Genomic DNA, 22,467 nt, shown 5'->3' on the forward strand with positions numbered 1-22,467 from the left:
GGAGAGGGCAACACCCAAAAAGCTTCGTAAACACCTACAAAAATAATACTAACAACTGTCACCAAGCTCTGACGAAGTGTTACCTATGTCTTGAACCTAAACTGTTACCCATGTCCTGACCCCTCCGGGCGGTTCGCCCCCTTCAGGTTTCAGGTTTCAGCCTTCATCCTTCCTCAAAGGCCCTCAGCCTTCCGCTTCAGCGTCCGGACCCGGTAGCTGCCGCTTTCAAAAGGGATCTCCTTCAAGCCGCGCGCCTGATTGATCACAATCGTCAGGGTGAACAGGTAATTGCAAAGCACATTGCAGAAGCGATGGAGCACATCCGGAATGTCCAGGCCCTCTTCGCGGTGCAGGCGAACCATCAGGCGGATCGCCTTCTTCGCCGCGGAGCTGGCGCTGTTGAGCTGTGGCACCGGGACCGAACCACGGGGCAAAACGAAACCCGAAATCGCCCCGGCAGTCGCCTCGCGGTGCCGGGCGTAACAGTCCCGCAACCAGGTCAAATCTTCCTCCGTCAAGGCACACTTCCCCCGGATCGAACCGTTCAAGTGATACACCATCGGCTGAAGCGCTTCCAATTCCGCAATGAGTTCCGGAAACTCCGGAGGCATGACCGCAAGGATTCCGCCGATTTGACGGCACATCTCATCCGTGTGTATTTCATAATCACACTTGAGCGAATCCTCATAAATATAAGGATAGCAGACTTCATCCAGATTCTTGCTCAATTTCGGCTTCATCGACTCACATCCTGCCGCGATCCCCGGATCCGCCAATCTCTTTCATGTTTTTTCGTTTCTTCCAGTTCCTCGTCCTCGTCACTTGCCTCTGCGGCTTGAACACGCTCCGTGCGGACGAGCCCGAATACGCGCAGAACTTCAACATCGAGCAGTTTCCCGGATACCGCCTCCTCACCGTAAGCAATGCCTACCGCAACTCGGACCAGACCTACCGCTACGCGCTGGTTCCGAAGACCGCCCCACTCCCTGCCGACCTGCCCAAAGATGCCCTGCTCGTACGCACGCCGGTCGAGCGCATCGTCTGCATGGAAACGGTCTATATCGGCTATCTGGAAGCACTGGGAGCCCTCGACCGCATCGTTGGAGCCGCCACCACTAACTTCATCAGCAATCCCACGGTGCGGGCCCGGGTCGAAACAGGCGAGATTGCAAAAATGCAGATTGGGCAAAACATGGACATCGAGCGCATGCTCCTGATCCAGCCCGACCTCATCCTGACCAGTATTTCCGGGGACCCCAGCTTCGACGTCCCACCCAAGCTCATCCGCTCCGGCTTACCCGTCGTCCTCTCCGCCGGTTACATGGAGCGCCATCCGCTGGCCCGCTCGGAATGGCTCAAATTCATCGCGGCCTTCCTCGAAAAGGACGCTGAAGCCGAGATTCTCTATCGCGACATCGCGACCCGCTACAATGCGCTGGTCGAACAAGCCGCCCAAGCGAAAACCCGGCCCACGGTCTTCTGTGGCGCCCCCTATTCCGGGATCTGGCATGTGCCCGGCGGAAAAAGCTACACGGCACAAGCCATCGCCGACGCCAGCGGTCGCTATCTCTGGGCCGGGGACGACAGTCAGGGCGGAATTCCACTCGATACCGAACGCGTCTTTCTAAAGGCGGCCAAGGCAGACATCTGGCTCAACCCCAGCAGTTACCGGACGATGCCAGCGCTCCGCTCCGCCGACCCGCGCTTCGCCATGTTCCAAGCCGCCCGCCAAGGCAAGGTCTTCAACCACACCAGGCAAGTCGGTCCCGAAGGGGGCAACCCCATCTGGGAATACGGAGTCGTGCACCCCGACGAGGTGCTGGCCGACCTTATCCAGATCTTCCACCCGGGGCTACTGGCCGAGCGGGAACTGCTGTTCTACGAGCGCCTGAACTGAGTTCCTATCCACAATTGACATCTTAAGGCTAAGGGGAAGCGAGGCAGCAATTCCCTAAATCAGTTGTCCGCATCGCCTTGAAAACTGTGTTTTAGGCGCGACAAGCGCCGAAATTGGCGTTGAGTGTTAGGCATGTTCACTGGAATCGTAGAAGAAACCGGCACAGTGGTCGCCTTTGAGGACCGGCAGGCCGCCTGGCGTCTGATCCTGGATACCGAAACCATCACCGACGACCTCGCCATCGGTGACAGTGTGGCCGTCAACGGCTGCTGCCTGACCGTGGTGGCGATTGAAGGAAAACGTATTCACTTCGATTTGCTGGCCGAGAGCGTGCGCCTGACCTCGATCGAGGGCATCGGCCCCGGCGGCAAGGTCAATCTGGAGCGCGCGCTGCTGCCCAGCACACGAATGGGCGGGCACTTTGTTTCCGGCCATGTGGACGGAACCGGTGTGGTCGAGAATATCGAGCCCCGCGGCAAGGACTTCTTCTTCCGGATCCGTCCGGAAAACCCGGAAAACCTGCGCTACATCGTGCATAAGGGCAGTATCACGGTAGACGGCATCTCGTTGACCGTCGCGGAAGTCGATGCCAGCGGATTTGTCATCTGGCTGATTCCCCACACCATGGAAATCACAAACCTGCACACCAAGAAAGTGGGCGACAAGGTGAACCTCGAATACGACCTGATCGCGAAGTACGTGGAGAAGCTCTTCGCCGGGGGCGGAGGTCCGAACTGAGAAAAACGGAATCATCCGGGCGCATTTGCCTCTCAGGAAAAAGCAGACTCGCTTGAAAAATGGTTGAGCAGCCGGAACGCGAAAGCATGCTGAGCTGTTTTACCAAGCACACAGCACTTTAATACTACCAATGGAAGACGTCATCATTCTCGGGACCGGCTGCGCCGGTCTGACCGCCGCAATTTACACGGGCCGCGCCCAGCTCAACCCGCTGGTGCTCGAAGGCACCCAACCGGGCGGACAGCTCACCACCACTTCGGAAGTGGAGAACTTTCCCGGCTTCCCCGAGGGCATCGACGGCTTCATGATGATGGACAACCTGCGCAAGCAGGCCGCCAAATTCGGCGCCCGATACGAGCACGCCAAGGTCGACAAGATCACGATCGAGAACGGGGTAAAAAAGCTCTATGCCGGCGAGAAGACCTACGAGGCCAAGTCGGTCATCGTGGCGACAGGCGCACGCCCCCGACTGCTGGGCATCCCCGGCGAAAAGGAAATGTACGGCGGCAAGGGAGTGACCACCTGCGCTACCTGTGACGGCGCGTTCTACCGCGACATGGATGTCGTGGTGATCGGCGGGGGCGACTCCGCCTGTGAGGAAGCCCTTTTCCTCACCCGCTTCTGCTCCAAGGTGACCCTGATCCACCGCCGGGACGAGCTGCGTGCCTCCCAGATCATGGCCGACCGCGCCACCTCGCACCAAAAGATCGAGATGGCCTGGAACTCACTGCCTCAGGAAGTGATTGCGGACGAGAAGGGCTTTACCCGTGCCATCCGCGTGAAGGACGCCAAAACCGGCGAGGAACGCGAGATTCCCTGCAAGGGCGTCTTTATCGCCATCGGCCACATCCCCAACACTGATTTTGTCGACGGCCTCCTCGACCGCGACGGCGACGGCTACATCATCCCCGAAAGCGGAAGCCAGGTGAAGACCAAGTTCCCCGGCTTCTACGCCGCCGGCGACTGTGTCGACCATGTCTACCGCCAGGCCATCACCGCTGCCGGCATGGGCTGCCAGGCCGCCATCGAAGCCGAACGCTGGCTGGCGGAACAGGTTTAGTGGGACGTTGTTCGATGATTGTTGTTAGTTGACTTGATCCAGTCACAATCAACTCTCAACGAACAACCGACAACGCACAATGGACCTCTCCGACCTCAGGCAGAATTACACGAAGCACAGCTTCAACCAGTCCGACTTGTTGAAGAGCCCCTTCGAGCAATTCGAAAAGTGGTTCAAGGATGCGATCACCGCCGAAGTCGACGAGCCCAACGCCATGTGCCTGGCCTCGGTGGACGGCGAAGGCTGCCCCAACACGCGAACCGTGCTCTTGAAGGATTTTTCCGCCAAAGGCCTGACCTTCTACACCAACTACAGCAGCCAGAAGGCGATCGATTTCGAAAGCAACCCGAACGCCGCAGCCACCTTCCTTTGGCTGCCCCTGCAACGGCAGGTCAATGTCCGGGGACAGGTCGAGCGTGTCTCCAAGGCGGAATCACTCAAATATTTCCTCAGCCGCCCCTTCGCCAGCCAACTGGGCGCCTGGGCCTCTCCCCAAAGCAAGGTGATCACCTCACGCCAGTTGCTGGAGGAAAAATTCGCGCAAATGAAGCGCAAGTTTGCCGACGGCAAGATCCCCCTGCCCGACAACTGGGGCGGCTACCGGATCGTACCGCGCTCCTTCGAGTTCTGGCAGGGGCGAACCAGCCGGCTGCACGACCGTTTTATTTACCGCCGACAGGCCGACGACAGCTGGACGATCGAACGCCTGGCACCCTAATACATTACTTTGAACAGGTGAAGATCCGAAGGCAGACGACGTTTTCAGTTGAGCCTCCGGCCGGAAACTGTGAGTGCTAGCCTCCGGAGATTCGAATTATGCTGGTAGATTGTCACATGCACACACCGCTTTGCGGGCACGCCATCGGCGAGCCGATCGAATATGCCATGATGGCTGTCGAACGGGGCATTCAGCTGATCACCATCACCTGCCATATCCCGATGGAATGGGAAGCCTTCGGACAGACAGGGATCCGCATGCAGCGCCACGAGCTGGACGACTACGTCGAACTCGTCCGGCAGACCGCGGACCAGGCCCGGCCGCTCGGCGTCGAGGTCCTCTGCGGAATCGAAGCCGAAGTCTTTCCGGACGAGGCCCACATGACCCCGATGGATGCAATCCTCGCCGCCTACGATTTCGACTTCGTGCTCGGTTCCCTCCATGCACAGTGCCTGAGCTACCTGACCTGGCTCAAGGAGAACAAAGTCCACTCCGATGCCATGCGCATCGACTCCTACTTCCGCCACCTCATCGATGGAGCACAATCCGGCCGCTACGACAGCATGTCGCATCCGGACGTGATCCGCACCTATGGCGTGGTTCGCAAGTTCAAGCCCGCCCAGCACGAGACCGTCATCCGCGAATTCCTCCAGACGATTGTCGACGAAGACATTTGCATGGAGGTCAACACCAGTGGCCTGACCAAAGGTGACTACGAGGTCCACCCCGACCCGATCATCCTCGACTGGGCCGCCGAAATGGGCGTCAAACTCACCATCGGGTCCGACTCCCACCGTCCGCAAAGTGTCGGTCAATTTTTCGATACCATCCTCCCACTCCTCCAGTCCAAAGGCTTTGAGCAAGTACACTATTTCCGTAAGCGGGAACGTATCGCCATCCCCATCCATACATAACGCGGAGGAGAGCCACCTCTCCGGTCCATAAGAGAATTGACATTAGCAACTTACATACGATCATTAAGCGATTATGATCCGCAAAGCCGGCTTGTTGCTCATTCTAAGCGTCCTGGGACGGATGCTCTCCGCAGAGGATTTACCCCCCGAGCTGGTTAAACAATACGAAGGCCGCTGGGTCGGCGAATTCACGGTCTACTCGAGCGCAAGCGACTATTCGGAAACTTTCATCGTCGAGCAACAGTACTGGTACAAAGACGGCATCCTGCGCGGCGTTTCCGTCAGCCAGCGGGAGAGCGGGATCAGTAGTTCCCGCTCGGAAACCAAAATCGTGGAAGGGAAACTGATATCCGAAGTCAGCCACAGTGACGGGCAGACCGAGCAATTCATCGGAACCCGGCATGAAGGGGGTATCGTTTGGATCCCCGCCGACATGCAGCGGGCAACCGATTACCAGATCAAGGAGACTTTCAAGGAAGAAGCAGGTGACACCGTGATGCAAACCGAAGGCTTCGACAGCTACGTCTATGCCGACGGGCTCGCCCAATTGGTCTACAAAGGACATCTGGTAAAATCGGGGACGGAAGCGGATTAATCGGATTCCGGCTTGGCCTTCGCGCGGACATGTTCATATAGCAGGATCATGATTTACGATGCGAACAAGCTTCTCCTCATTGCCGGCCCCTGCTCCCTCGAGGGACTCGACACCTGCCGCCCTGTAGCCGACGCCCTGTCCGCTCTGCAAGCCAAGCACCCCGAGCTGAATATCCTGTTCAAAGGCTCCTTCGATAAGGCCAACCGGACCTCGATTCACAGCAACCGTGGCACCGGCATGGAAGAAGGCCTCGAAATCTTCCAAACCATCCGCAAGGAGTATGGCTTCAACACCATCACCGATATTCACCTGCCGGAACAATGCGCGGCAGTTGGCGCGGTCGTGGATGCCCTTCAAATCCCGGCCTTTCTCTGCCGCCAGACAGACCTGCTGGTGGCCGCAGCGAAGACGGACTGCGCCATCAACGTCAAGAAAGGGCAATTCCTCTCCCCCTACGAAATGAAATTCGTGACGGACAAACTGGAGGAAGCGGGCGCCAAGGAGATCTGGCAGACCGATCGCGGCACGACCTTCGGCTACCAGAACCTGGTGGTCGACATGCGCAGCTTCAGCATCATGGCAGCCAACGGACATCCGACCGTGATCGATGCGACGCACAGTGTGCAGCTGCCCGGAGCCGCCGGCGGAGTCAGCGGCGGCCAACGCGAGTACGTCCCGCCGCTGGCACGGGCCGCCCTCGCCGCCGGAGCCAACGGCGTCTTTCTCGAGACTCACCCGAATCCGGAAAAAGCCATTTCCGACGCTGCCAGCCAGATCCCGCTGGCCGAGCTGCCCGAGCTGATCGAGAGTCTGCTTCGGGTCTGGAAAGCGGTTCGATAGTTGTTAGATGATCGTTGCCAGTTGAACGTTCACCTAAGCGACGATCCACCAGCATCCGACAACAAACAACCAGCAACTAACAACCCAAATGCGCATCACCGGAGGCAAAGCCCGGGGCATTCCCTTGAAGACCCCCAAGGGTGACCAGACACGCCCCGCAACCGACCGGATGCGGGAGGCCACCTTCTCCAGTCTGGGACCCAGTGTGGAAGGCTGTCGCGTCGCGGACCTCTTTGCCGGCACCGGCAGCTACGGGCTGGAAGCCGTCAGCCGCGGGGCCACGAGTTGCAGCTTCTATGAAAACCAGAAGGACGCCCTGAACTGCCTGCGTCAAAATGCCGCAGCCGTCGCCAAGAGCGCGAATCTAAACCCAGGCGCCCTCGCCGTGCAAAGCAGTGACGTGTATACGATCCGGGGACCGGAAGACGCTTTTGACCTAATCTTTTTGGATCCGCCCTACTCCCGGATCGAAGCGGAACTGCCCCGCATCTTTGAACAGGTACTCAACCGGATAGCGGCGGTGGATGCGCGCGTGCTACTTGAACTGCCTGGCAATTTGCACCCGGAAATCCCGGGCTGGGAACTGAGCCGACGCATCGGCAAGGCAGGCAAGGACAAACCGACGGTCGCGATCTTCACCCGTCAGCACGGCACGGTTTAAGTGACGTGTTTTGAACACGTGAATAGACGTTAATTCTGTCAGCACCACATTTATTTTGAGGTGTAGCGAAAGCGCGATAGCGATTTCGACCGCGCCCTTACGAACCGAGCCACCACACTTACAACGCTAGAGGTTGAAAAAGGCCTTTGTATTGGCAACGGTCCGCTCGGCCAAAACCTCTGGTGCGAGCGCCAGGGCCTCCGCGCAGCGCCGCCCAATGTCGGCGACATAAGCCGGCTCATTCGGTTTGCCGCGATGCGGTTCAGGTGTGAGGTAGGGACAGTCCGTTTCAAGCATCAAGGTCTCGGCCCCCTGCAGACGCAGGGCTTCGCGGACATCCGGCGCATTCTTGTAGGTCACGATTCCCGTAAAAGAGCCGCGGCCTCCGCGTTCCCGCAGCAGTGCCATCTCTTCAGCCCCGTAGCTGAAGCAATGAAAGACCACACGAGTCCAGTCCATGCCGGACTCGTCGATCAGCTCAACCGTCTCCTTGAATGCCTTACGGCTGTGAATGACCACCGGACAACCAATCTCATGCGCCAGCAGCAGCTGCTGGCGGAATGCCGCCTCCTGCAACAGGATCTGCTCGCCCGCCGCCACCGGATCCTTCGGCAAATGAAAGAAGTCCAGGCCGATCTCTCCAAGCGCCACCGGCGCCGACGGCGGCATGAAAAAGGTCGATATCTGGCTGACCGCTGCGGACCAGTCTTCGTCCACGGAGCAGGGATGCAGCCCGACAGTGTAATCAATCGTTCCGCTATGGGCAGCGTGCATTTCGCGATAGAGCACCCAGTCCTTCGGCCCGGTACCCACCGTGACAAAACGGTGCACACCGGCGGCGGCCGCCCGTTCAAGGGCCTCCTTCAACTGCCCCTGTTTGTGAAAGACTTCCAAATGGCAATGACTATCGATCCACTCCATGCCCGCACGCTAGCCAGCTTCCGCAGGAATGAAAGCCCGATGTGCGATTTTAGGGGATCCGCGCTTGAGAGAAAGATTGAAGAATCCACGCGCCTCGCACTACATGAGGGGCACATGGCCGCAGCAAAGACATCCCCGAAAGAGTCCGCTTACCGGTGGCTCTATCTGGCACTGGTCTTCGCGGGGCTGGTATTGGCCACCCTTTGGAGCTGGCACAAGTGGAACCAGGTCTGGGTGCAGCGGTCGGCGGATTTCTTCCCTCCCGAGTGGAAGCAGGCGATGGATACCAGCGAATTGGCCTGGCAGTATCCGCTCTATCGCTCGAATGACAGCTATCAGTGGGTGCATCTGGCGGATTCTCTGGCGGCCGGCGACACGGGGGTCCTGCATTGGCGCAGCGACGAAGGACCGCCCGAAGGCCGGGCCAACATTTGGCATTCCGGCTTGGCGCGCCTGCTGCATCTCAGCGGATGGCTCAATGCACAATGGCATGACTGGACGGTGGTACGCGGCATACATGAGGCGGCACACTGGATCGGTAGCGTCGTCCTACTCATATTGTGCGCCTTCTGCATGCTCCTGTTGCTAAAGACGGACAAGGCGTGGAGCGCGGCCTTCTTCGCCGTCCTGCTTTTTTTCAATGCCGGCAGTGCCTGGGACTTCGCCTTTTCCCGGCTGGACCATGAGGCCATGTTCCAGAGTTTTTTCACGCTCCAGCTTATCGGCCTCTATGCCCTGCTCCGCCACCGCAACATCGGCTGGACGCTTCTTGCCAGTCTCGGCAGCGCCGGTTGCTGGTGGGTCAGTGCGACCACCCAAGCCGCGATCGGCATACTCATCACCACCGCCCTCATTCTCGCCGCATATCTAAATCGAAGCGGAAACGATGAAGCTAACAAACGGATGGCCACTGCCTGTCTGGGCTGGGGGCTCCTTTCGTCCGCCGGCATCCTCGTTCTCGGGCTCCTGGACGGCCGGATGCAGTGGTCGGCATCGATTGCCTCGCTCCATCCGGTGTTTATCCTAGCCCAAGCCGGTTCGGGCATGGTCGCTGCCGCCGCCTTCATGGCCGGCAATTCCAAAAGACGGACGGTCTATTTCAGTATCGGGCTGCTGGCCGGATTGACCCCCTTGATCTGGATCGGCCTACACGGCCAAGCCTCCCATATCTGGTTCGACCCCTTTGCACGGAGGATTCATGACTCCATCGTCGAGTTCCAAAGCCCGTGGATGAACGGGATCTGGAAAAGCAGCCTCTTCCTCCACCCCATGTTACTCAGCCTCGCGGCATGCCTGGCAGCGATTCCCGTCTTCCAGTCCCCCAAGGAGATACGTCCCGGCTACGTTCTCCTCCTGGGCCTGATACTTCTTGCCTGCATGCAGACCCGCTGGCTCGGATTGCTCGCGACCGCAGCCTGCCTGCAACTCGCCCTCACCTTGTCCTCAGGACGTTCAGGCCGCATACTGGGCTTGGTTCTTTGTTCCCTCTGCCTACTGGGCTGGCTGCGCGACTGGTCGCGGATCGAAACCAAACCCGGCCGGGAGTTTGTCGCCGACATGATCCTGCAAACCGGCAGCCGCGACCTGAATTTAAACCTGCAATCCTACTCCAAAGAGCAAGCCGTCCGGGTCGCCATGCCCTATGCCTTTGCCGCAAGCCCCGCACTGGTTCCTGCAATCCATCCGATCGGTAGCTTCTATTGGGAAAACACCGACGGCCTTCGCCTCGCCTCTGAACTGTTTAGCGCGCAAAGCGACAACGAGGCCTGGGCCGCCGTCCGCCAAGCGGAAGCCGACTACCTCGTCGTCCAGGGTGATGTACAGGACGGGCCCTTCGAAGCACTCGTCACCTGGGCGGCCAGAGCCGAAACCGATTCAGCGGGCACAAGCTTCGCACACCGCCTGGCCAATGGACAGTTACTTCCCGGCTGGCTACAAGAACTACCCTACTATGGAACCTTTCCCAAAGAGCGCATTCGCTTCAGGATCTACCGCGTGATAAAAACACCGGAGACAGCCCCATGACTCTGATTCCACTTTCAACTGGCATTGAGACCCGACAGAAAGTAGCCGCGTCACCGACCGGCTGGACAGGGAGCTTCGGGGGAAATGGCCCAACCTCACGGGAGGGCGGCTGCCCCCAGCCGCCACGATTCGGCACACCGAGCCCAGATTAGCACGATTCGCTTCCGCGGCACGGCAATCATGTCGAGGCTTCGCATCACATAGTACGTAGCACGGCGGCTGGGGACAGCCGCCCTCCCAATCTCAAATCCGGCAAGCGACTCGAAGGCCTATCTCCTCTCAAACCAGCCTTAAGGTCGTGCCATTCGCCGCTTCGCTGTTCCCCTCCCTTTAGAAGAGGAGAGCGTTTGCTTTGCTGCCTCCCGGATTCATGCGTGAATGATCCATGCCGAATCCCGCAAATCGACGGTGAACCAAAAAATGGGGGCTTGCTGTTGAGCAAGCCCCCATCGAGGAGAAATAACTTTATCTCAGAGAGACCGCTTACTCAGCTTCTGCGCTCTTGATCCCACGATTCACAGACCCACTCGGAGTCATGATCGTCGGGTTTTGGAAGAGCTCATTGGCACCGACATTACGGTAGCTTTGCTTGGCGGGCGAGCCACCCGGGCTCACCAGGTTGGCCGTCACGAAGATCAGGAGATTGCGCTTTTGACGGGTTTCACCTTCCGAACGGAACAGGCGACCCACCCCTGGGATATCACCCAGCACCGGAACCCGGTCATCAATGGACTTCACTTCGTCGCGAGTCAAACCACCCATCACAACAGTCGCACCGTCAAAGACAGTCACTTCTGTGGAAATTTCACGAGTGGAGAAGATCGGCTGGTAGAAGCCAGCAGGAACAGTCGCGATCGTTGAACCGGCCAAAGCGACGCTCGGACCACCGTATTCGACAAAGCCTTCGAACTCGGTGACACGCGGCTCAAGAATCAAGCTGATCGTATCGTCGTTTTCGACGTTCGGTGTCACGGACATCTCGACCCCCACATTGCGGGTAACGAAATCTTCCGGCGTACCGGCAGTGATGGAAATCGCAGCCCCGCCGGAGTTGTTGGAAGAAACGGTGGACTCGATATCACCATAGCTTTCCGGATAACGAAGTTCCTGGGCGACCGTGATATTCGCACGCTTACCGGAAAGAACGGTTACCTTCGGTGCGCTCATGAGGTCGCTGCCCGACTTGCGAGCCAGTGCACGCAAGGCAAAATCGACATCGTAGCCCAAGACCGACCAACCGGTGGCAGTGGCCAAATTACCCACTTCGGCAGCCAGATCGATTTGGGTCGGCAGTGACGGAGGAAGCAAGGCAAGATCCTTATCGATAGCTGCCGAGACCCCAATAACGTCACCATCACTGTTTAAGATCGCAGTTGCAGGAGAGCTGATGCTGATGTTGGAGGATTCACCTGCAACACTGTAGCGTTCCGCAAGGCTTTGACCGCCGAAGGTGAAGATCGCATTTCCGTCTTCATCGGATACATTCCAGTTGAAGCCGAGTTCATCCAGGTCGTTCTGGGACACTTCAAGGAACTTCGCTTCGATTTCGACCTGCTTCACATCGCTGTAGTTACGAAGGATGGTGCGCATACGGTCGAGGTTGCGACGGGTTTGGGTGGCGATCAGCTGTTCGCCGTCGAAAGCAAGGTTGGCTCCCGGGATGGTGAAATCGACACCGGCACTTTGGAAGAAGCTCTTGATCTTCTCGGTGCGGTCATCGGCGCTGCCACCGCCGCCACCAGCCGGAGCCGGAGCGAAGGGATCCACCGGGCCGGCGCTGGCGCCGCCGCTGTCACCACCGGTGATGCGGATGATGGTGGCGCGGGAAATCGGGAAGAATTCGGTCACAGTGTTACCGCTGGTGCCTTGGCCATCCGGAGAGACGGTCACCGCATCGGTGCCGACATCGTAGGCGAAATTCACCTGGGCGGTCACGAAACCGAGGATACGGTCAAGGTTCAGGTTACGCAGCGTGATGTTCACACGCGGGTTGCGTTGGTTCGGATCGAAAAGCGGAACGATGTTCACGCCCTTGCGCTCGGCATCATACTCGACCGACAGCTCGGAAAGGGTTTCGATCACACGGGTCAACTCCATGCTGGAGAAGTTGACCTGAGGAATGATGATGTTCTCCATCTTCTTCTTCAGGTCGACATTGATAACTTCTTGAGTCGGGCCCGTTGCGATATCGAAGACCTTGGGACGCTCCCAGCCTTGATCGACTTCCGTCAGCATTTGCTCACGGGTCTTGTAGTGGTTTTGCTTGTGGATCTTGCCGAGCACTTCGGCAATCTTGGTAGAGAAAGCCTTGGCTTCCGCGTTGTTTGCATCGCGGGCTTCCACTTCCTTGAAGGTGGAGGCTGCGGCATCGTAGTCCCCGTTCAAGTACTGGGCACGGCCGCGGGTAAGCAGGTCACGGACGATCTTGCTTTGCTCGACAAACTCCGGGCTCACTTCAGCGATCGAAATGCTGTAAGGATCGGAAATGGCCGCATCCAGCTTCTTGGCCAGCGAGCGGGCCTTGCGGGAATTGCCGCCTGCAGCGAAGTAATCTTCCAGAAGTGCTTCGGCGCCCTTGTTGTTGCCGGATTCGGCAAGCGCTTCGGCTTGGGCCAGGACGACGTCACCCTTGGCTTCTTCCAGATCTTCCAGAACCTGAGCGGTTGCGGTGTTCAGAGTCAGGCTGGCGCTAGCGGAATCCAAAAGTGCGGTCGCATCGGAATAGGCACCCAGCTCAGCCAGCTTTTCGGCTTCGTCCATGGCGGCTTCAGCAGCGGCCACTTTGGAGGCTTGATCCGCTGCTGCAGCTTCGGCCAGCGAATCCGCGCTGCTACTGCCCATCGATGCGGCGGCAGGTGATTCCATGGCAGCTTCCGGAGAAGCATCGGCGGCTTGGCCGAAGACAGCGCTTTCGGGCGCACCGCCTTGGCGTTCGAGATCGCGGTTGATGGAAGCGAGCAGGCGCTGCACGTTTTCATCGTTCGGGGCGATCTTAATCAATTCTTCGGCCTTGTCCTTGGCCAGAAGCAAATCACCTGAATCGCGGGCGCGCAAGGTTTCGGCCATCAGGCGGATTTTATCCGTGGTGCTTTGCGCATCGGCGACCTGGGGTGCGACGAACGCGAATGATCCCAGCGCCGCGGCCATCAGGATGGCGGCGATACGCATGCGTAGGGCGAGGTATTTCTTCATAATGTTATCTAGGCAACGTTGCTGTTATTTCGAAATCTACAGGAATGTAAACTAAAGATCCGGTTAGAACCCGAAGAGGTCGCTCCCCGAATCGATCGCGGGAGCTGGACTTGGGGCAACCGGTTTGACGGTGTTGGTATTTGTCTTCTTACTGAGCGTGAGTTTCTTGGTGACCGCTTCGTTCTCGCCGTCCCCCTGTTTCTTCACGCTAACACTGGGTTCTTCAAGGTTAATTTCCTCTAATACATACTGGGAACCAGCAATTTCAAAGGATTCGGGCGCCTGACTGAACTCAAACTTCAAATCCGGGACATCCGTAGCTTGGAGGGTCACGGTGTACTCGTCCGTCATCAGGATCTCACCGGGCACCAGAACAACCTCCTGATTGGTCTGCAGATCGAGGATGGTGGCCTTGGCTTCGCGCGTAATACTGTTGTCTGCAGCCACGACTTTCTTGACCTCGAAATCGACGACCTTGAAGCCGTATTCGGTCTTTTCATCCCCGACACGGGCACGGACGCGCTCACCCTTTTCCGCATCGCCGAAGAGAAGCAGCGACTTGGTGGCATCGGAAGGATCTTCTTCGACATAGCCCTGAAGCTGCAGGCGGAAAGGTACCTGTGCAAAGTCGACGAATTCCACACCGAAGGGGATCGGCTTGTCACCCCGACGGTCCACATACGGTGCTTGAAAAACAAATTCGAGCGTCTCGGTATCGAGCCAGATCTTGGGCGGCGTAAAGACATCAAAGAGCTCGTCGGGCGCATCGGCCGGGGCCTCCGCCATGGGCCAGTGCGCATCACTTGCGCTCGAATCCGGAACCGGAACCGCCTCATACGGGTGATCGCCCATCGAAGCCGATGTCACCGGAGCCGGGGCCGACTGCATGAAGTAGACCGCACAGCCTGCAGCCAGAGCAAGCAGTGCCAGAAGGAAAATAAGTTTGTCGTAAAATTTCTTCATACCGATCAGGAGGCCTCTTCGGTGGTTTCAGTCGGAAGGACAATGTCGATGAATTCGAGCACGACGCTGAAGCGCGAGTCGGTGTTTTCCACCACCGGCTTCTGTGTCTCGGGTTCCGCGTCCCCTGTCCCTGCATTTTTAGCAGGTTCAAAGGCACCGAAGATACTTTCGAGTCCACCGCGCGGTGCCGTCACGGTCGTGGCGCTGCCGCTCGGACGTTCCACCGTCACGCTGCGCACGACAATCGGCATGTTAAACTGCGCCAACTCATTGAGGAAGTCCCGCAAGGCGCTGGTCTTGCCGGTAAAGGTCACGCTGAACGCCATGGTATCGATCGCGCCGGGTACTGCCGCCGTAATCGCCGGATCAATCGCAAAGCCCTTGCTGGAGGAGCGCGAGTCGGTCGCCGCGGCTTGCTCGATCAATTCCCGCTGGACCGATTCGATCGTCATCGGATCGGCTTGGATCAGTTGGTTCATCAGGTAAGTCAGGATTTGGCGCTGCTTGTCCAGTTCCGGAACTACCGTCGGATCGTTCGGAATCGTGGCGTCTTTGAGGTAGGCCTCAAAGCCGAAGGCAAAATCATTGCCCACCATGTCCGGCCGGGTCGCTTCCGGGTCGAGCGCTTTCGCTTCCTCCAACTTCTCCGTGGTATGGGCGGCCGCTTTGCGTTGGAAGTCGAAGATAAACTGCTGGATGGCCGCCATCACACGCACACCATCGTCCGAGGCGTTGATGCGCGATCCGCGGCGCAGCTCTTCACGTATCTTGCCCAGTTCCGCAGTGAGCTGCTTCACATTATCTTCCGCGGCGACCAGGTTGTCAGCCGAAGGGGACGGAGCGGCCTGCAGCAAGCTGCGATGTTGTTGTTCGGCAGTCTTTACCTCGCGTTGCAGCGAATCGAGCTTTCCATTCGCGGAAAAAGCCATGTAGGCGCCCGCCGCACAGACGCCGAGGGCGATCAGCACGAAGAGGCTAAAGACCAGGTTTTTCTTTATAAACGCCATAAATTCAAAATCTCTAACAGTGATGAACGCCTAGAGCGGCTTGGCAGTGTCGATCTCCAGGGTAATCTCAAAAGGCAGCACATTGAGCCCTTCCCGTAGTTGATTCCACGAGATCTTCGGCTGCTTGGTCGCCTTCACGAACTCGGAACCTTCAAAACTGGATTGCAGGCTCTTGATCCGGCGGGAGAGTGTATTCTGGTCAATGGACTGCGCGCCATTGGCCGTCTCACGCACCAGCATCTGCCCTTCCACGACCACCTCGTAGGAAGCGGTCCCCTTCTCCGGTTGGAAGCGTTGCACCTTGAGCCCGTCGAGCCAGACATCCTTGGCCAGCGCGAGACTCTCCTGAAGATCCGCGAAGAACTGGATCCAGTTGGTCTTCGTGCTAACCAGCCCTTCCACTTGCTGGATCGAAGCTTTCAGGGCCTCCGCCTTTTCCTGGTATTCAAAGATTTGCGCCTTGCGGGACTGCAGCGGCGGAATCTGCTGCTGAATTTCAGCGACTTGCTCCTTATAGACCGCAGCCTTGCTGTTGGCTGCGAGGAAGACGGGCCAGGGAGCCACGGCCAGGCAGGCCGCCGCCAGAATGAGGAAAGGCTTCTGACGCGAAAAACGCATCTCGCTCTGGATCGCCTCGGGCAAGAGGTTGGCACAGGCGGGATCCGCAATCTGGTCGCGGGCCGCTTCACCGATGATCTCGCTGGCTTGCAGGCGCAGGACATCCGGATCGATGTCGATCGCGCCATCCAGCGTCACATTCAAGAGCGGATCGAAAAACTCGACCGTCACTTTTTGCGTTTCAGACAGCTTCTCGGCCAAGCCGCTCAGCAGGGCACCACGGCCGCTCAGCAGGATCTGCTTGGGCGCCCCGCCACCTTTTTGGCGACGGTAGTTCACGATGGAGCGGGTAATTTCCTGCCCCATCCGGCGCATGAAGGAATCCGCGCAGGAATTCAGGAGCTTGGCCCCGGAGTCATCATTGGAGTAATCCAACTGCCCGCTGAAGAAGCGGTGCTTGATCTCCTCGGCTTGAGGGAAGCTCTTGCCCAGGCTATCCGCAATATTCTGGGTCAGCGCGTTGCCGCCCAATGCGATGTTACGGACAAATATACCGTCATCATTGCGGAAGAGCAAATTGGTCGAACGGGCGCCCACATTAATGAGCAGAACCTCGCCTTCCAGCGCAGGGTCCGCAAACTGGAGCGCATTGTAGTCCAACACGGTGGCGGCACTGATCGACTCCGGCGTCAACCCGGCCTGCCCGACCACCCGGCAAAACTCATCGATCGTATCCGACTTACATGCGATGAAGAGCACTTCGGTCTCCACCCCGTCATCACCGACCACCTGACTGTCCCAGACCACCTCGTGGAGGGGATAAGGGATGTTCTGCTGGGCCTCAAAGGCGATGATCTGGGCGCGCTTCGAGTCTTCCACATGCGGGATGCGGAAGGTCTTGGTCAGGACCTGGTTCCCGGGGATGATGAAAGTGGCCTTGCCGGACAGCTTGTGCTGACGACAAAGCTCCTTGAGCGCATCCGAAAGCGCACCGAGCCAGGCATCATCATTGGAATAATCATAGACCAGTTGTTCCGCGACGAAGGTGTCGATTTGCAGACTGCCGCCGGACGAGGCGACGACCGCTGCGGTCACGTGGCTGGCCCCACAGTTAATGATTAGTCGTTTGGCGCTACTCATTTAGTTCTGTATAGTTTCTTTATAAAATGAACGGTTTATAATTAGGGGCGGACATCCCTGCGAAGGATGAGCGGCAAATTACTGATACGACCATAAGCGGTCGAAGGTGCCAGGTAGATCGGCATCAACAGGTCCTTGTTCGCCTCCCCTTCACTGTCCGCCTTGGAAACGAAGGTGTTGAGAAAGGACCGGCGGAAGTCACTGTCGTTCGTCGTGGCGCGCTCTTGGGGAGGCATCACCTCGCCCCCCACGCTGATCTCGACATAGAAGTATGTCGGAATCGTGTCCAGGCCGTCACGGTCGACGATGATCCCCGGCAGGTAGAAGTACACGCTGTTCTTGTCACCGGACTCCATCATCACGATTTCAAGCTCGGAAGTGTAGTAGTCGTACTTCTTCGCCTTGGAATCGATCAGGTAACCGAGGTAAAGCTTGACCTTGATGTCCTCGACATAGTTCTCGTCCCGGGCATCCGGAAGCAGGTTCTTATTGGCGAGAAGCTCGACTTCGACTTGCGTCCACTTGTCGTTGGTCGTCTTGAAGTCGACTTTTTGGACTTCGATCATGGGCTGCTGGCCGTAAGCCGCCAGCGCTGCAAAAAGCAACAGGATTGGGGTGAAAATCTGTTTCATATCGGAAGGTAAACAATGAATCCGCGCTTTAGTGCGCCGATAATGGGGACTTGGTTATGGAGAGACTCAGCATGAAGCAACCTATTTTTCATTTAATGAATGGGATTCTTTCCCTCTGATATCGCGGATTAGAGCGCATCATCGCTGCGTAACCACCCGAATCACTTGGAAATACACTTGCAGACCGCAAATCTTTGCAAAGCGTCATGGCATGGCGGACACCTTGCCCTTCAAAATCAGCGCACTTGTATTCATCCGAAATGACGCGGGTGAACATCTCCTCATTGAACGGACAAAGTCTCCCAACCAAGGGTGCTGGAGCCCCATCGGGGGCAAGCTCGACATGCATCGGGGCGAGTCCCCCTACGAATGCGCCCGGCGTGAGACCATGGAGGAAGTCGGCCTGAAACTGGGAGACGAGGACCTGCATTGCTTCGGATACATCTCGGAAAAAAGCTATGAGGGCACCGGCCACTGGCTGATGTTCCTGTTTGATTGCAAGCGCCGCATGCACGGACTGCCCGAAGCCATCGATGAAGGGCATTTCGCCTTCTTCAGCCGCGAGCGCATCGACAGCCTGCCGATTCCGGTAACCGACCGAACCCTGCTCTGGCCCTACTATGACCGTTACAGCGAAGGCTTTATCGGACTGCGCGCCAACTGCGACCCACACGGACAACTGAGCCTGACCGAAGAACTTCGCCTCCCCGAATAGGAGCGCAGCGCTATGGCATCAGCGGGGCAAAGGCCCCCTGTCTCACCTGCCAGACACTCCAACTTTCGGGACGGTCCGGAAGTTCCGTTCCGGTGGCGATGATCTGGAAGTCTTCCGGGCACGCCTTCCAGAAGCCGGCCTTGCGGTGCGGGTCTAGCTCACCAAGGACATCGTCCGCCAGGATCACCGGCTGCACTCCCAAACGCTCATGAAAGAATCGGGCTTGAGCGATACGAAGCGCCACACACAACCCTCGCTGTTGGCCGTCGGAGGCATATTCACGGGCCCCGCCGACCCGCAGGCGCAGAGCAAAATCATCCCGGTGCGGCCCCTTCTGGGTCGACCCGACAATCGCATCCCGCTTGCGGCTGTTTCGCAACATGGCCGCCACAGCGTCTTCCGATTCGCAGGAATCACTCGCCTGAAAAACCATTTCCGGGCCCTCATCGGCCTCGGCGATTCCCTCGTAGACGCAGGTCAACACCCTGCGCAAGGCCTCGAATCCTTGCTCCCGACGTCGAGCCAAGGCCACCGCCTGCGGCGCGATCTCGGCCTCAAAGGCACTCAGCTCTGCGGCGGAACCGTTCTGCTTGAGCAGCCGGTTCCGCTCCGCCACCCCGCGATGGTAACGCCGCAGGGCATGATAGTAGGCAGGGTCCACCGCCGAAAGCGTCAGGTCGAGAAAACGCCGACGCTCGGTGGGCGAGCCACGCAGGAGCATCAAGTCTCCCGAGCTGAGCGGCACGACCGGGAAACGCCCGATAAAATCACCCAACCGGCTGATCTTTTCACCATCCACCGAAACCGTACGTCCGGCCCGGGCGGACTGCAGTTCGACTTCGGTGCGCCCCTGCTGCTCATGTTCCACCGAGTAAACCACCGCATAGCCCGGCCCCCCTTGCTGCGGCAGTGCTGTCAGGCTTTGGGTGCGGAACGAACGGAGTGCCGTAATCAGCCCCAACGCCTCCAGCAGATTGGACTTCCCCTGCCCATTGGCTCCGAGAAGAAAACTGCGGGACGAAGACAGGTCCAATTCGGCAAAGTCGATGTTCCGGAATTGCTGGAGTCTGAGTTGCAGGAAACGCATGCTGTTAAATCGAGATCACCTCGTTCCCCGAACGGCCGGCCTCCTCCTTCATCGCGTGGTAGGCTGCCAGGAAAGCCGCCGCCAAGGCATCCCAGTCTTCGGGCCGGGTACTCCAGGTCGAACTCACCCGGATCGCCCGGCGCATCTGCCCCGCGGACAGGCCCATCGCGGCCAGTACCGGCGAGGGGCCTTCTTTGCCGGTTGAACATGCGGAACCGGAAGAGACATAGAAGCCCCGTTTCTCCAAAGCCCGGATCCAGCGTACACTGGCAAATTCCGGCAGAATCAGACAAGTCGTATTCCACAGACGTTCCATGCCTTCACCCACGCATTCCGTTCCCGGAATCGCCTGACAAAGCCCACGGACAAAACGGTCCCGCTCGGCGGCATCGCATCGGGTACGAACCGACTCCGCCACCCGAAGGGCCGCCTCCAGCGCGAGTATGCCCGCAAGGTCCGGAGTACCCGCACGCACTCCGGCTTCCTGCGCCCCGCCCCGCTGGGCCTCAAAGCCTTGCATTTGCGGCGCAAGCAACCAGAAGCCCACGCCACGGGGGCCGCCGAACTTGTGCCCGCAGGCGGTCACAATTCCACAGTCCCCCAGCCCCGCCAGCGGCATCTTTCCAATCCACTGCGAGGCATCACAATGATAGGGCACCCCCGCTTCCCGACAGAGCCCGGCAATCGTCTGCCAGTCATTCAGGATCCCGGTTTCGTTATTGGCCGCCATGGCGGAAACCGCGGCCAGCCGGCCCTCCCGCAACAGCTCCCCCAGCGCCTCGACCGAGACCGCGCCCTCCGCACCGAGTTCCAGCCACCGCACGCGGTCACCGAAATAATGCCGGGCCGCCTCGGTCACACTCGGGTGCTCGGTCGGACTCACCCCGACACGGGCCTCCGCAGGCAGGCACCGGGCCCAGTGGGCAAAAACCGCATTGTTCCCTTCGCTTGCGCCCGAATTGAAAACGACACGCTCCGGCACCAGTCCGAAACGCGCCGCCAGAGCTGCCCGCGCTGCCTCCATGCGCACCTGCGCCCGGGCCGCCGCACGATAGGGACTGGACGGATTCATCCAGTACTGCTCGACCGCCTCCACCCAGGCAGCCCGGGCTTCAGGCCACAGGGCCGTGGTCGCATTGCAATCAAAGTAGCCAGGATCCATGACGGCTGAGTCTATCCGGGACGCCCCGGCGGTCAATCAGGGGATGCGGAGCTCCTGCCCCACCTTCAAGGCATTCTCACTCGCCAAACGATCCCGGTTCGCCTGATAGATGTCGATCCAGCGCGAGGGCGTCCCATAAAATTTCCGACTGATACTGCTGAGGGAATCCCCGGATTGGACTTGGTATGTGCGCGGCACGCTGGCCGGGTCCGGAGCTGTACGCTGCGTATTTCCCGTACTGGTGGCGCTCCGCGTGGCCGTCGTGGCAAGCGGCGCACGGTAGGTCGTCGTGCTTTGCGTTTGCGCAGGCGTGACCCGCCGTGCCTCGCCCACCATGGTTTCGAGCTGCTTCACCCGGGCCTGGGCCGCAACCAGATCACGCTTCAGCGAATCGTTCTCCTGCTTCAAATTCTTCACCAGCTCCATTAGGTCGATACGCTCCAAATCCCCCTGGTAAGGCTGGGCCGGTAGTTGACGCGCAAACTCCTTCTGGGCGGTTTCAATCAATTGTCGTACCTGGGTGGCTTGCTGAGACCCCGGCTTTAATTGGAGATAACGGTCGAAGTGGTAGATGGCACGGATCGGATCCTTGAGCTGCTTGAGGTAGATATTGCCGGCATCGAGGTGCGACTCCGGCGCATCCCGGCGGGAGTCGATCACCCGCAAATAGGCACTCAGCGCCTCCTCCATGCGTCCCTGGCTCTCGTAGCTCTTGGCCAGCTGGTACTGTTTCTCATTGGTCTCGCTGACGATTTCGACATCACCGGGCGTGCACGCAGTGAAGAATGTAGGTAGCAGAAGAAGCAGTAAAGCGAGTGGACGAACTATCGGACGCATCAGGGTGGGAGCTTCAATCCACACTACGCTCCGTCAACGCAAAATCTTACTCAGAGCGAGGTAGCGGTCTGGTCTTTCCAGTAGCCGAGCTGCGAAGCCACTGCCGCGACAGTAGCGACCACAGCGGTTTCCGCACGCAAGACCTGAGGTCCGAGATGGGCCAGCGCCCAGCCGTTGCGGCGGAGCGTATCGCGCTCGTTCGGCGACCAGCCCCGCTCGGGCCCGAAGGCCAGCACACCGGATCCGGCCGATTGAGGAAGCATCGCGGCGAGCGCCCCCGCCGCTTCATAATTATCGAGAGCCACGCGGACCGGACGATCATAGAGCTGGGAGAGTGCGGTCTGAAGATCCGGATACATGACCACCTCGGGCACATGGGTGCCGAAACTTTGCTCCGTACCCAGCCGGAGCCGCTCACGCCATTCGTCGGTCTGCCAGAGACTGCTGCGTGCGTAGGAGGGTTCGCCCCGCTCGGCCTCGAAAAAGGCCAGCGTCTGCACCCCCAGGCTGGCGGCCTCGAAAAGAATACGCTTGGCCGTATGCGGCCGCGGCAAGCCAACCAGCAGGGTCAGGGGCAAGGCTGCCGGCGCCGGTTCCGTACCCACCACCTCGAGTGCCACACTGCCATCCGCCTCCAGCGCCACGACTTTCGCCCGGGCCCGTAGGCCGTTCACAAAACCGACAAAGACCAGAGTCCCCAATTCCACTCGCAGCACTTTGCGCAAATGCGCCGCCCGCGGATCGTCCTTCGACAGTTGAATACGATCGAAAGCCTGTTCGAAAAGAATCAGGTTCATGGCGAAGC

21 protein-coding genes are annotated in these 22,467 nt (G+C 58.9%); 10 read left to right on the forward strand and 11 right to left on the reverse strand.

Annotated features, from left to right (window positions below; all coding sequences use genetic code 11):
- Positions 1–173: 173 nt before the first annotated feature.
- Positions 174–740, reverse strand: coding sequence for an ATP:cob(I)alamin adenosyltransferase (locus O2597_RS17050; protein WP_269526752.1), 567 nt, complete (start codon positions 738–740; stop codon positions 174–176).
- A 44-nt stretch (positions 741–784) separates the two neighbouring features.
- Here O2597_RS17050 and O2597_RS17055 point away from each other — a divergent pair, with 44 nt between their 5' ends.
- From O2597_RS17055 to O2597_RS17090, 8 genes are all read left to right on the forward strand, one after another.
- Positions 785–1,897 carry an ABC transporter substrate-binding protein gene (locus O2597_RS17055; protein WP_269526754.1) on the forward strand — a complete coding sequence of 371 codons (1,113 nt, stop codon included), beginning with the start codon at positions 785–787 and terminating at the stop codon, positions 1,895–1,897.
- A 132-nt stretch (positions 1,898–2,029) separates the two neighbouring features.
- A complete protein-coding gene (locus O2597_RS17060; RefSeq protein ID WP_269526755.1) occupies positions 2,030–2,635 on the forward strand; it encodes a riboflavin synthase in 606 nt (201 codons plus the stop codon).
- A gap of 130 nt (positions 2,636–2,765) precedes the next feature.
- Positions 2,766–3,695, forward strand: a complete 930-nt coding sequence (trxB, locus tag O2597_RS17065; RefSeq protein ID WP_269526757.1) for a thioredoxin-disulfide reductase — start codon at positions 2,766–2,768, stop codon at positions 3,693–3,695.
- Positions 3,696–3,774: 79 nt separating this feature from the next.
- The gene (pdxH, locus tag O2597_RS17070; protein ID WP_269526758.1) at positions 3,775–4,413 is read left to right on the forward strand and encodes a pyridoxamine 5'-phosphate oxidase; all 639 of its coding nucleotides are present in this window, start codon (positions 3,775–3,777) and stop codon (positions 4,411–4,413) included.
- A 98-nt stretch (positions 4,414–4,511) separates the two neighbouring features.
- Positions 4,512–5,327, forward strand: a complete 816-nt coding sequence (locus O2597_RS17075; protein WP_269526759.1) for a histidinol-phosphatase — start codon at positions 4,512–4,514, stop codon at positions 5,325–5,327.
- Between the two features lie 73 nt (positions 5,328–5,400).
- Positions 5,401–5,922: a hypothetical protein gene (locus O2597_RS17080; protein WP_269526761.1), complete on the forward strand. Its 522-nt coding sequence runs from the start codon at positions 5,401–5,403 to the stop codon at positions 5,920–5,922.
- A 45-nt stretch (positions 5,923–5,967) separates the two neighbouring features.
- Positions 5,968–6,762, forward strand: a complete 795-nt coding sequence (kdsA, locus tag O2597_RS17085) for a 3-deoxy-8-phosphooctulonate synthase (protein WP_345783028.1) — start codon at positions 5,968–5,970, stop codon at positions 6,760–6,762.
- An 88-nt stretch (positions 6,763–6,850) separates the two neighbouring features.
- Complete coding sequence (locus O2597_RS17090) at positions 6,851–7,423, forward strand: RsmD family RNA methyltransferase (RefSeq protein ID WP_269526764.1); 573 nt, start codon at positions 6,851–6,853, stop codon at positions 7,421–7,423.
- 126 nt (positions 7,424–7,549) lie between these two features.
- Here the strand turns inward: O2597_RS17090 and O2597_RS17095 are convergent, their stop codons facing one another.
- A complete protein-coding gene (locus O2597_RS17095; RefSeq protein WP_269526766.1) occupies positions 7,550–8,344 on the reverse strand; it encodes a TatD family hydrolase in 795 nt (264 codons plus the stop codon).
- Between O2597_RS17095 and O2597_RS17100 the strand changes: the two genes are divergently transcribed.
- A complete protein-coding gene (locus O2597_RS17100; RefSeq protein WP_269526768.1) occupies positions 8,324–10,369 on the forward strand; it encodes a hypothetical protein in 2,046 nt (681 codons plus the stop codon). The two genes, O2597_RS17095 and O2597_RS17100, sit on opposite strands and share 21 nt — an antisense overlap.
- A 483-nt stretch (positions 10,370–10,852) precedes the next feature.
- Here the strand turns inward: O2597_RS17100 and O2597_RS17105 are convergent, their stop codons facing one another.
- The 5 genes from O2597_RS17105 to O2597_RS17125 form a co-directional block, all read right to left on the reverse strand.
- A complete protein-coding gene (locus O2597_RS17105; RefSeq protein WP_269526770.1) occupies positions 10,853–13,561 on the reverse strand; it encodes a hypothetical protein in 2,709 nt (902 codons plus the stop codon).
- A gap of 63 nt (positions 13,562–13,624) precedes the next feature.
- Complete coding sequence (locus O2597_RS17110; RefSeq protein ID WP_269526772.1) at positions 13,625–14,524, reverse strand: hypothetical protein; 900 nt, start codon at positions 14,522–14,524, stop codon at positions 13,625–13,627.
- A 5-nt stretch (positions 14,525–14,529) separates the two neighbouring features.
- Positions 14,530–15,531, reverse strand: coding sequence for an Amuc_1100 family pilus-like protein (locus O2597_RS17115; protein ID WP_269526774.1), 1,002 nt, complete (start codon positions 15,529–15,531; stop codon positions 14,530–14,532).
- 30 nt (positions 15,532–15,561) lie between these two features.
- Positions 15,562–17,229 carry a pilus assembly protein PilM gene (pilM, locus tag O2597_RS17120; protein ID WP_269526776.1) on the reverse strand — a complete coding sequence of 556 codons (1,668 nt, stop codon included), beginning with the start codon at positions 17,227–17,229 and terminating at the stop codon, positions 15,562–15,564.
- A 41-nt stretch (positions 17,230–17,270) separates the two neighbouring features.
- Positions 17,271–17,861: a hypothetical protein gene (locus tag O2597_RS17125; RefSeq protein ID WP_269526778.1), complete on the reverse strand. Its 591-nt coding sequence runs from the start codon at positions 17,859–17,861 to the stop codon at positions 17,271–17,273.
- A 211-nt stretch (positions 17,862–18,072) separates the two neighbouring features.
- On the opposite strand from O2597_RS17125, the gene O2597_RS17130 reads away from it, so the two are divergent.
- Positions 18,073–18,576: an NUDIX hydrolase gene (locus tag O2597_RS17130; RefSeq protein WP_269526780.1), complete on the forward strand. Its 504-nt coding sequence runs from the start codon at positions 18,073–18,075 to the stop codon at positions 18,574–18,576.
- A gap of 10 nt (positions 18,577–18,586) precedes the next feature.
- Here the strand turns inward: O2597_RS17130 and recF are convergent, their stop codons facing one another.
- From recF to O2597_RS17150, 4 genes are read right to left on the reverse strand one after another with little or no spacing between them, the layout of a single operon-like run.
- Positions 18,587–19,663, reverse strand: coding sequence for a DNA replication/repair protein RecF (gene recF, locus O2597_RS17135; RefSeq protein ID WP_269526782.1), 1,077 nt, complete (start codon positions 19,661–19,663; stop codon positions 18,587–18,589).
- Positions 19,664–19,667: 4 nt separating this feature from the next.
- Positions 19,668–20,825 (reverse strand): cysteine desulfurase family protein, encoded by a 1,158-nt coding sequence (locus O2597_RS17140; protein WP_269526784.1) that lies wholly within the window; start codon positions 20,823–20,825, stop codon positions 19,668–19,670.
- A gap of 36 nt (positions 20,826–20,861) precedes the next feature.
- On the reverse strand, positions 20,862–21,662 hold the full coding sequence (locus O2597_RS17145) for a Cell division protein CpoB (protein ID WP_269526786.1): 801 nt from the start codon (positions 21,660–21,662) through the stop codon (positions 20,862–20,864).
- Between the two features lie 50 nt (positions 21,663–21,712).
- Positions 21,713–22,459: a 16S rRNA (uracil(1498)-N(3))-methyltransferase gene (locus tag O2597_RS17150; protein WP_269526788.1), complete on the reverse strand. Its 747-nt coding sequence runs from the start codon at positions 22,457–22,459 to the stop codon at positions 21,713–21,715.
- Between the last annotated feature and the right edge of the window lie 8 nt (positions 22,460–22,467).

The sequence above is a fragment of the Coraliomargarita parva genome, from assembly GCF_027257905.1.
GTDB classification, from domain to species: Bacteria; Verrucomicrobiota; Verrucomicrobiia; order Opitutales; family Coraliomargaritaceae; genus Coraliomargarita_A; species Coraliomargarita_A parva.

Excerpts from the sequence above, each read along its gene's own strand:
- O2597_RS17050 (WP_269526752.1), bottom strand. The coding sequence starts at position 740 with ATGAAGCCGAAATTGAGCAAGAATCTGGATGAAGTCTGCTATCCTTAT.
- O2597_RS17055 (WP_269526754.1), top strand. The coding sequence starts at position 785 with ATGTTTTTTCGTTTCTTCCAGTTCCTCGTCCTCGTCACTTGCCTCTGC.
- O2597_RS17060 (WP_269526755.1), top strand. The coding sequence starts at position 2,030 with ATGTTCACTGGAATCGTAGAAGAAACCGGCACAGTGGTCGCCTTTGAG.
- trxB (WP_269526757.1), top strand. The coding sequence starts at position 2,766 with ATGGAAGACGTCATCATTCTCGGGACCGGCTGCGCCGGTCTGACCGCC.
- pdxH (WP_269526758.1), top strand. The coding sequence starts at position 3,775 with ATGGACCTCTCCGACCTCAGGCAGAATTACACGAAGCACAGCTTCAAC.
- O2597_RS17075 (WP_269526759.1), top strand. The coding sequence starts at position 4,512 with ATGCTGGTAGATTGTCACATGCACACACCGCTTTGCGGGCACGCCATC.
- O2597_RS17080 (WP_269526761.1), top strand. The coding sequence starts at position 5,401 with ATGATCCGCAAAGCCGGCTTGTTGCTCATTCTAAGCGTCCTGGGACGG.
- O2597_RS17090 (WP_269526764.1), top strand. The coding sequence starts at position 6,851 with ATGCGCATCACCGGAGGCAAAGCCCGGGGCATTCCCTTGAAGACCCCC.
- O2597_RS17100 (WP_269526768.1), top strand. The coding sequence starts at position 8,324 with ATGACTATCGATCCACTCCATGCCCGCACGCTAGCCAGCTTCCGCAGG.
- O2597_RS17095 (WP_269526766.1), bottom strand. The coding sequence starts at position 8,344 with ATGGAGTGGATCGATAGTCATTGCCATTTGGAAGTCTTTCACAAACAG.
- O2597_RS17105 (WP_269526770.1), bottom strand. The coding sequence starts at position 13,561 with ATGAAGAAATACCTCGCCCTACGCATGCGTATCGCCGCCATCCTGATG.
- O2597_RS17110 (WP_269526772.1), bottom strand. The coding sequence starts at position 14,524 with ATGAAGAAATTTTACGACAAACTTATTTTCCTTCTGGCACTGCTTGCT.
- O2597_RS17115 (WP_269526774.1), bottom strand. The coding sequence starts at position 15,531 with ATGGCGTTTATAAAGAAAAACCTGGTCTTTAGCCTCTTCGTGCTGATC.
- pilM (WP_269526776.1), bottom strand. The coding sequence starts at position 17,229 with ATGAGTAGCGCCAAACGACTAATCATTAACTGTGGGGCCAGCCACGTG.
- O2597_RS17125 (WP_269526778.1), bottom strand. The coding sequence starts at position 17,861 with ATGAAACAGATTTTCACCCCAATCCTGTTGCTTTTTGCAGCGCTGGCG.
- O2597_RS17130 (WP_269526780.1), top strand. The coding sequence starts at position 18,073 with ATGGCGGACACCTTGCCCTTCAAAATCAGCGCACTTGTATTCATCCGA.
- recF (WP_269526782.1), bottom strand. The coding sequence starts at position 19,663 with ATGCGTTTCCTGCAACTCAGACTCCAGCAATTCCGGAACATCGACTTT.
- O2597_RS17140 (WP_269526784.1), bottom strand. The coding sequence starts at position 20,825 with ATGGATCCTGGCTACTTTGATTGCAATGCGACCACGGCCCTGTGGCCT.
- O2597_RS17145 (WP_269526786.1), bottom strand. The coding sequence starts at position 21,662 with ATGCGTCCGATAGTTCGTCCACTCGCTTTACTGCTTCTTCTGCTACCT.
- O2597_RS17150 (WP_269526788.1), bottom strand. The coding sequence starts at position 22,459 with ATGAACCTGATTCTTTTCGAACAGGCTTTCGATCGTATTCAACTGTCG.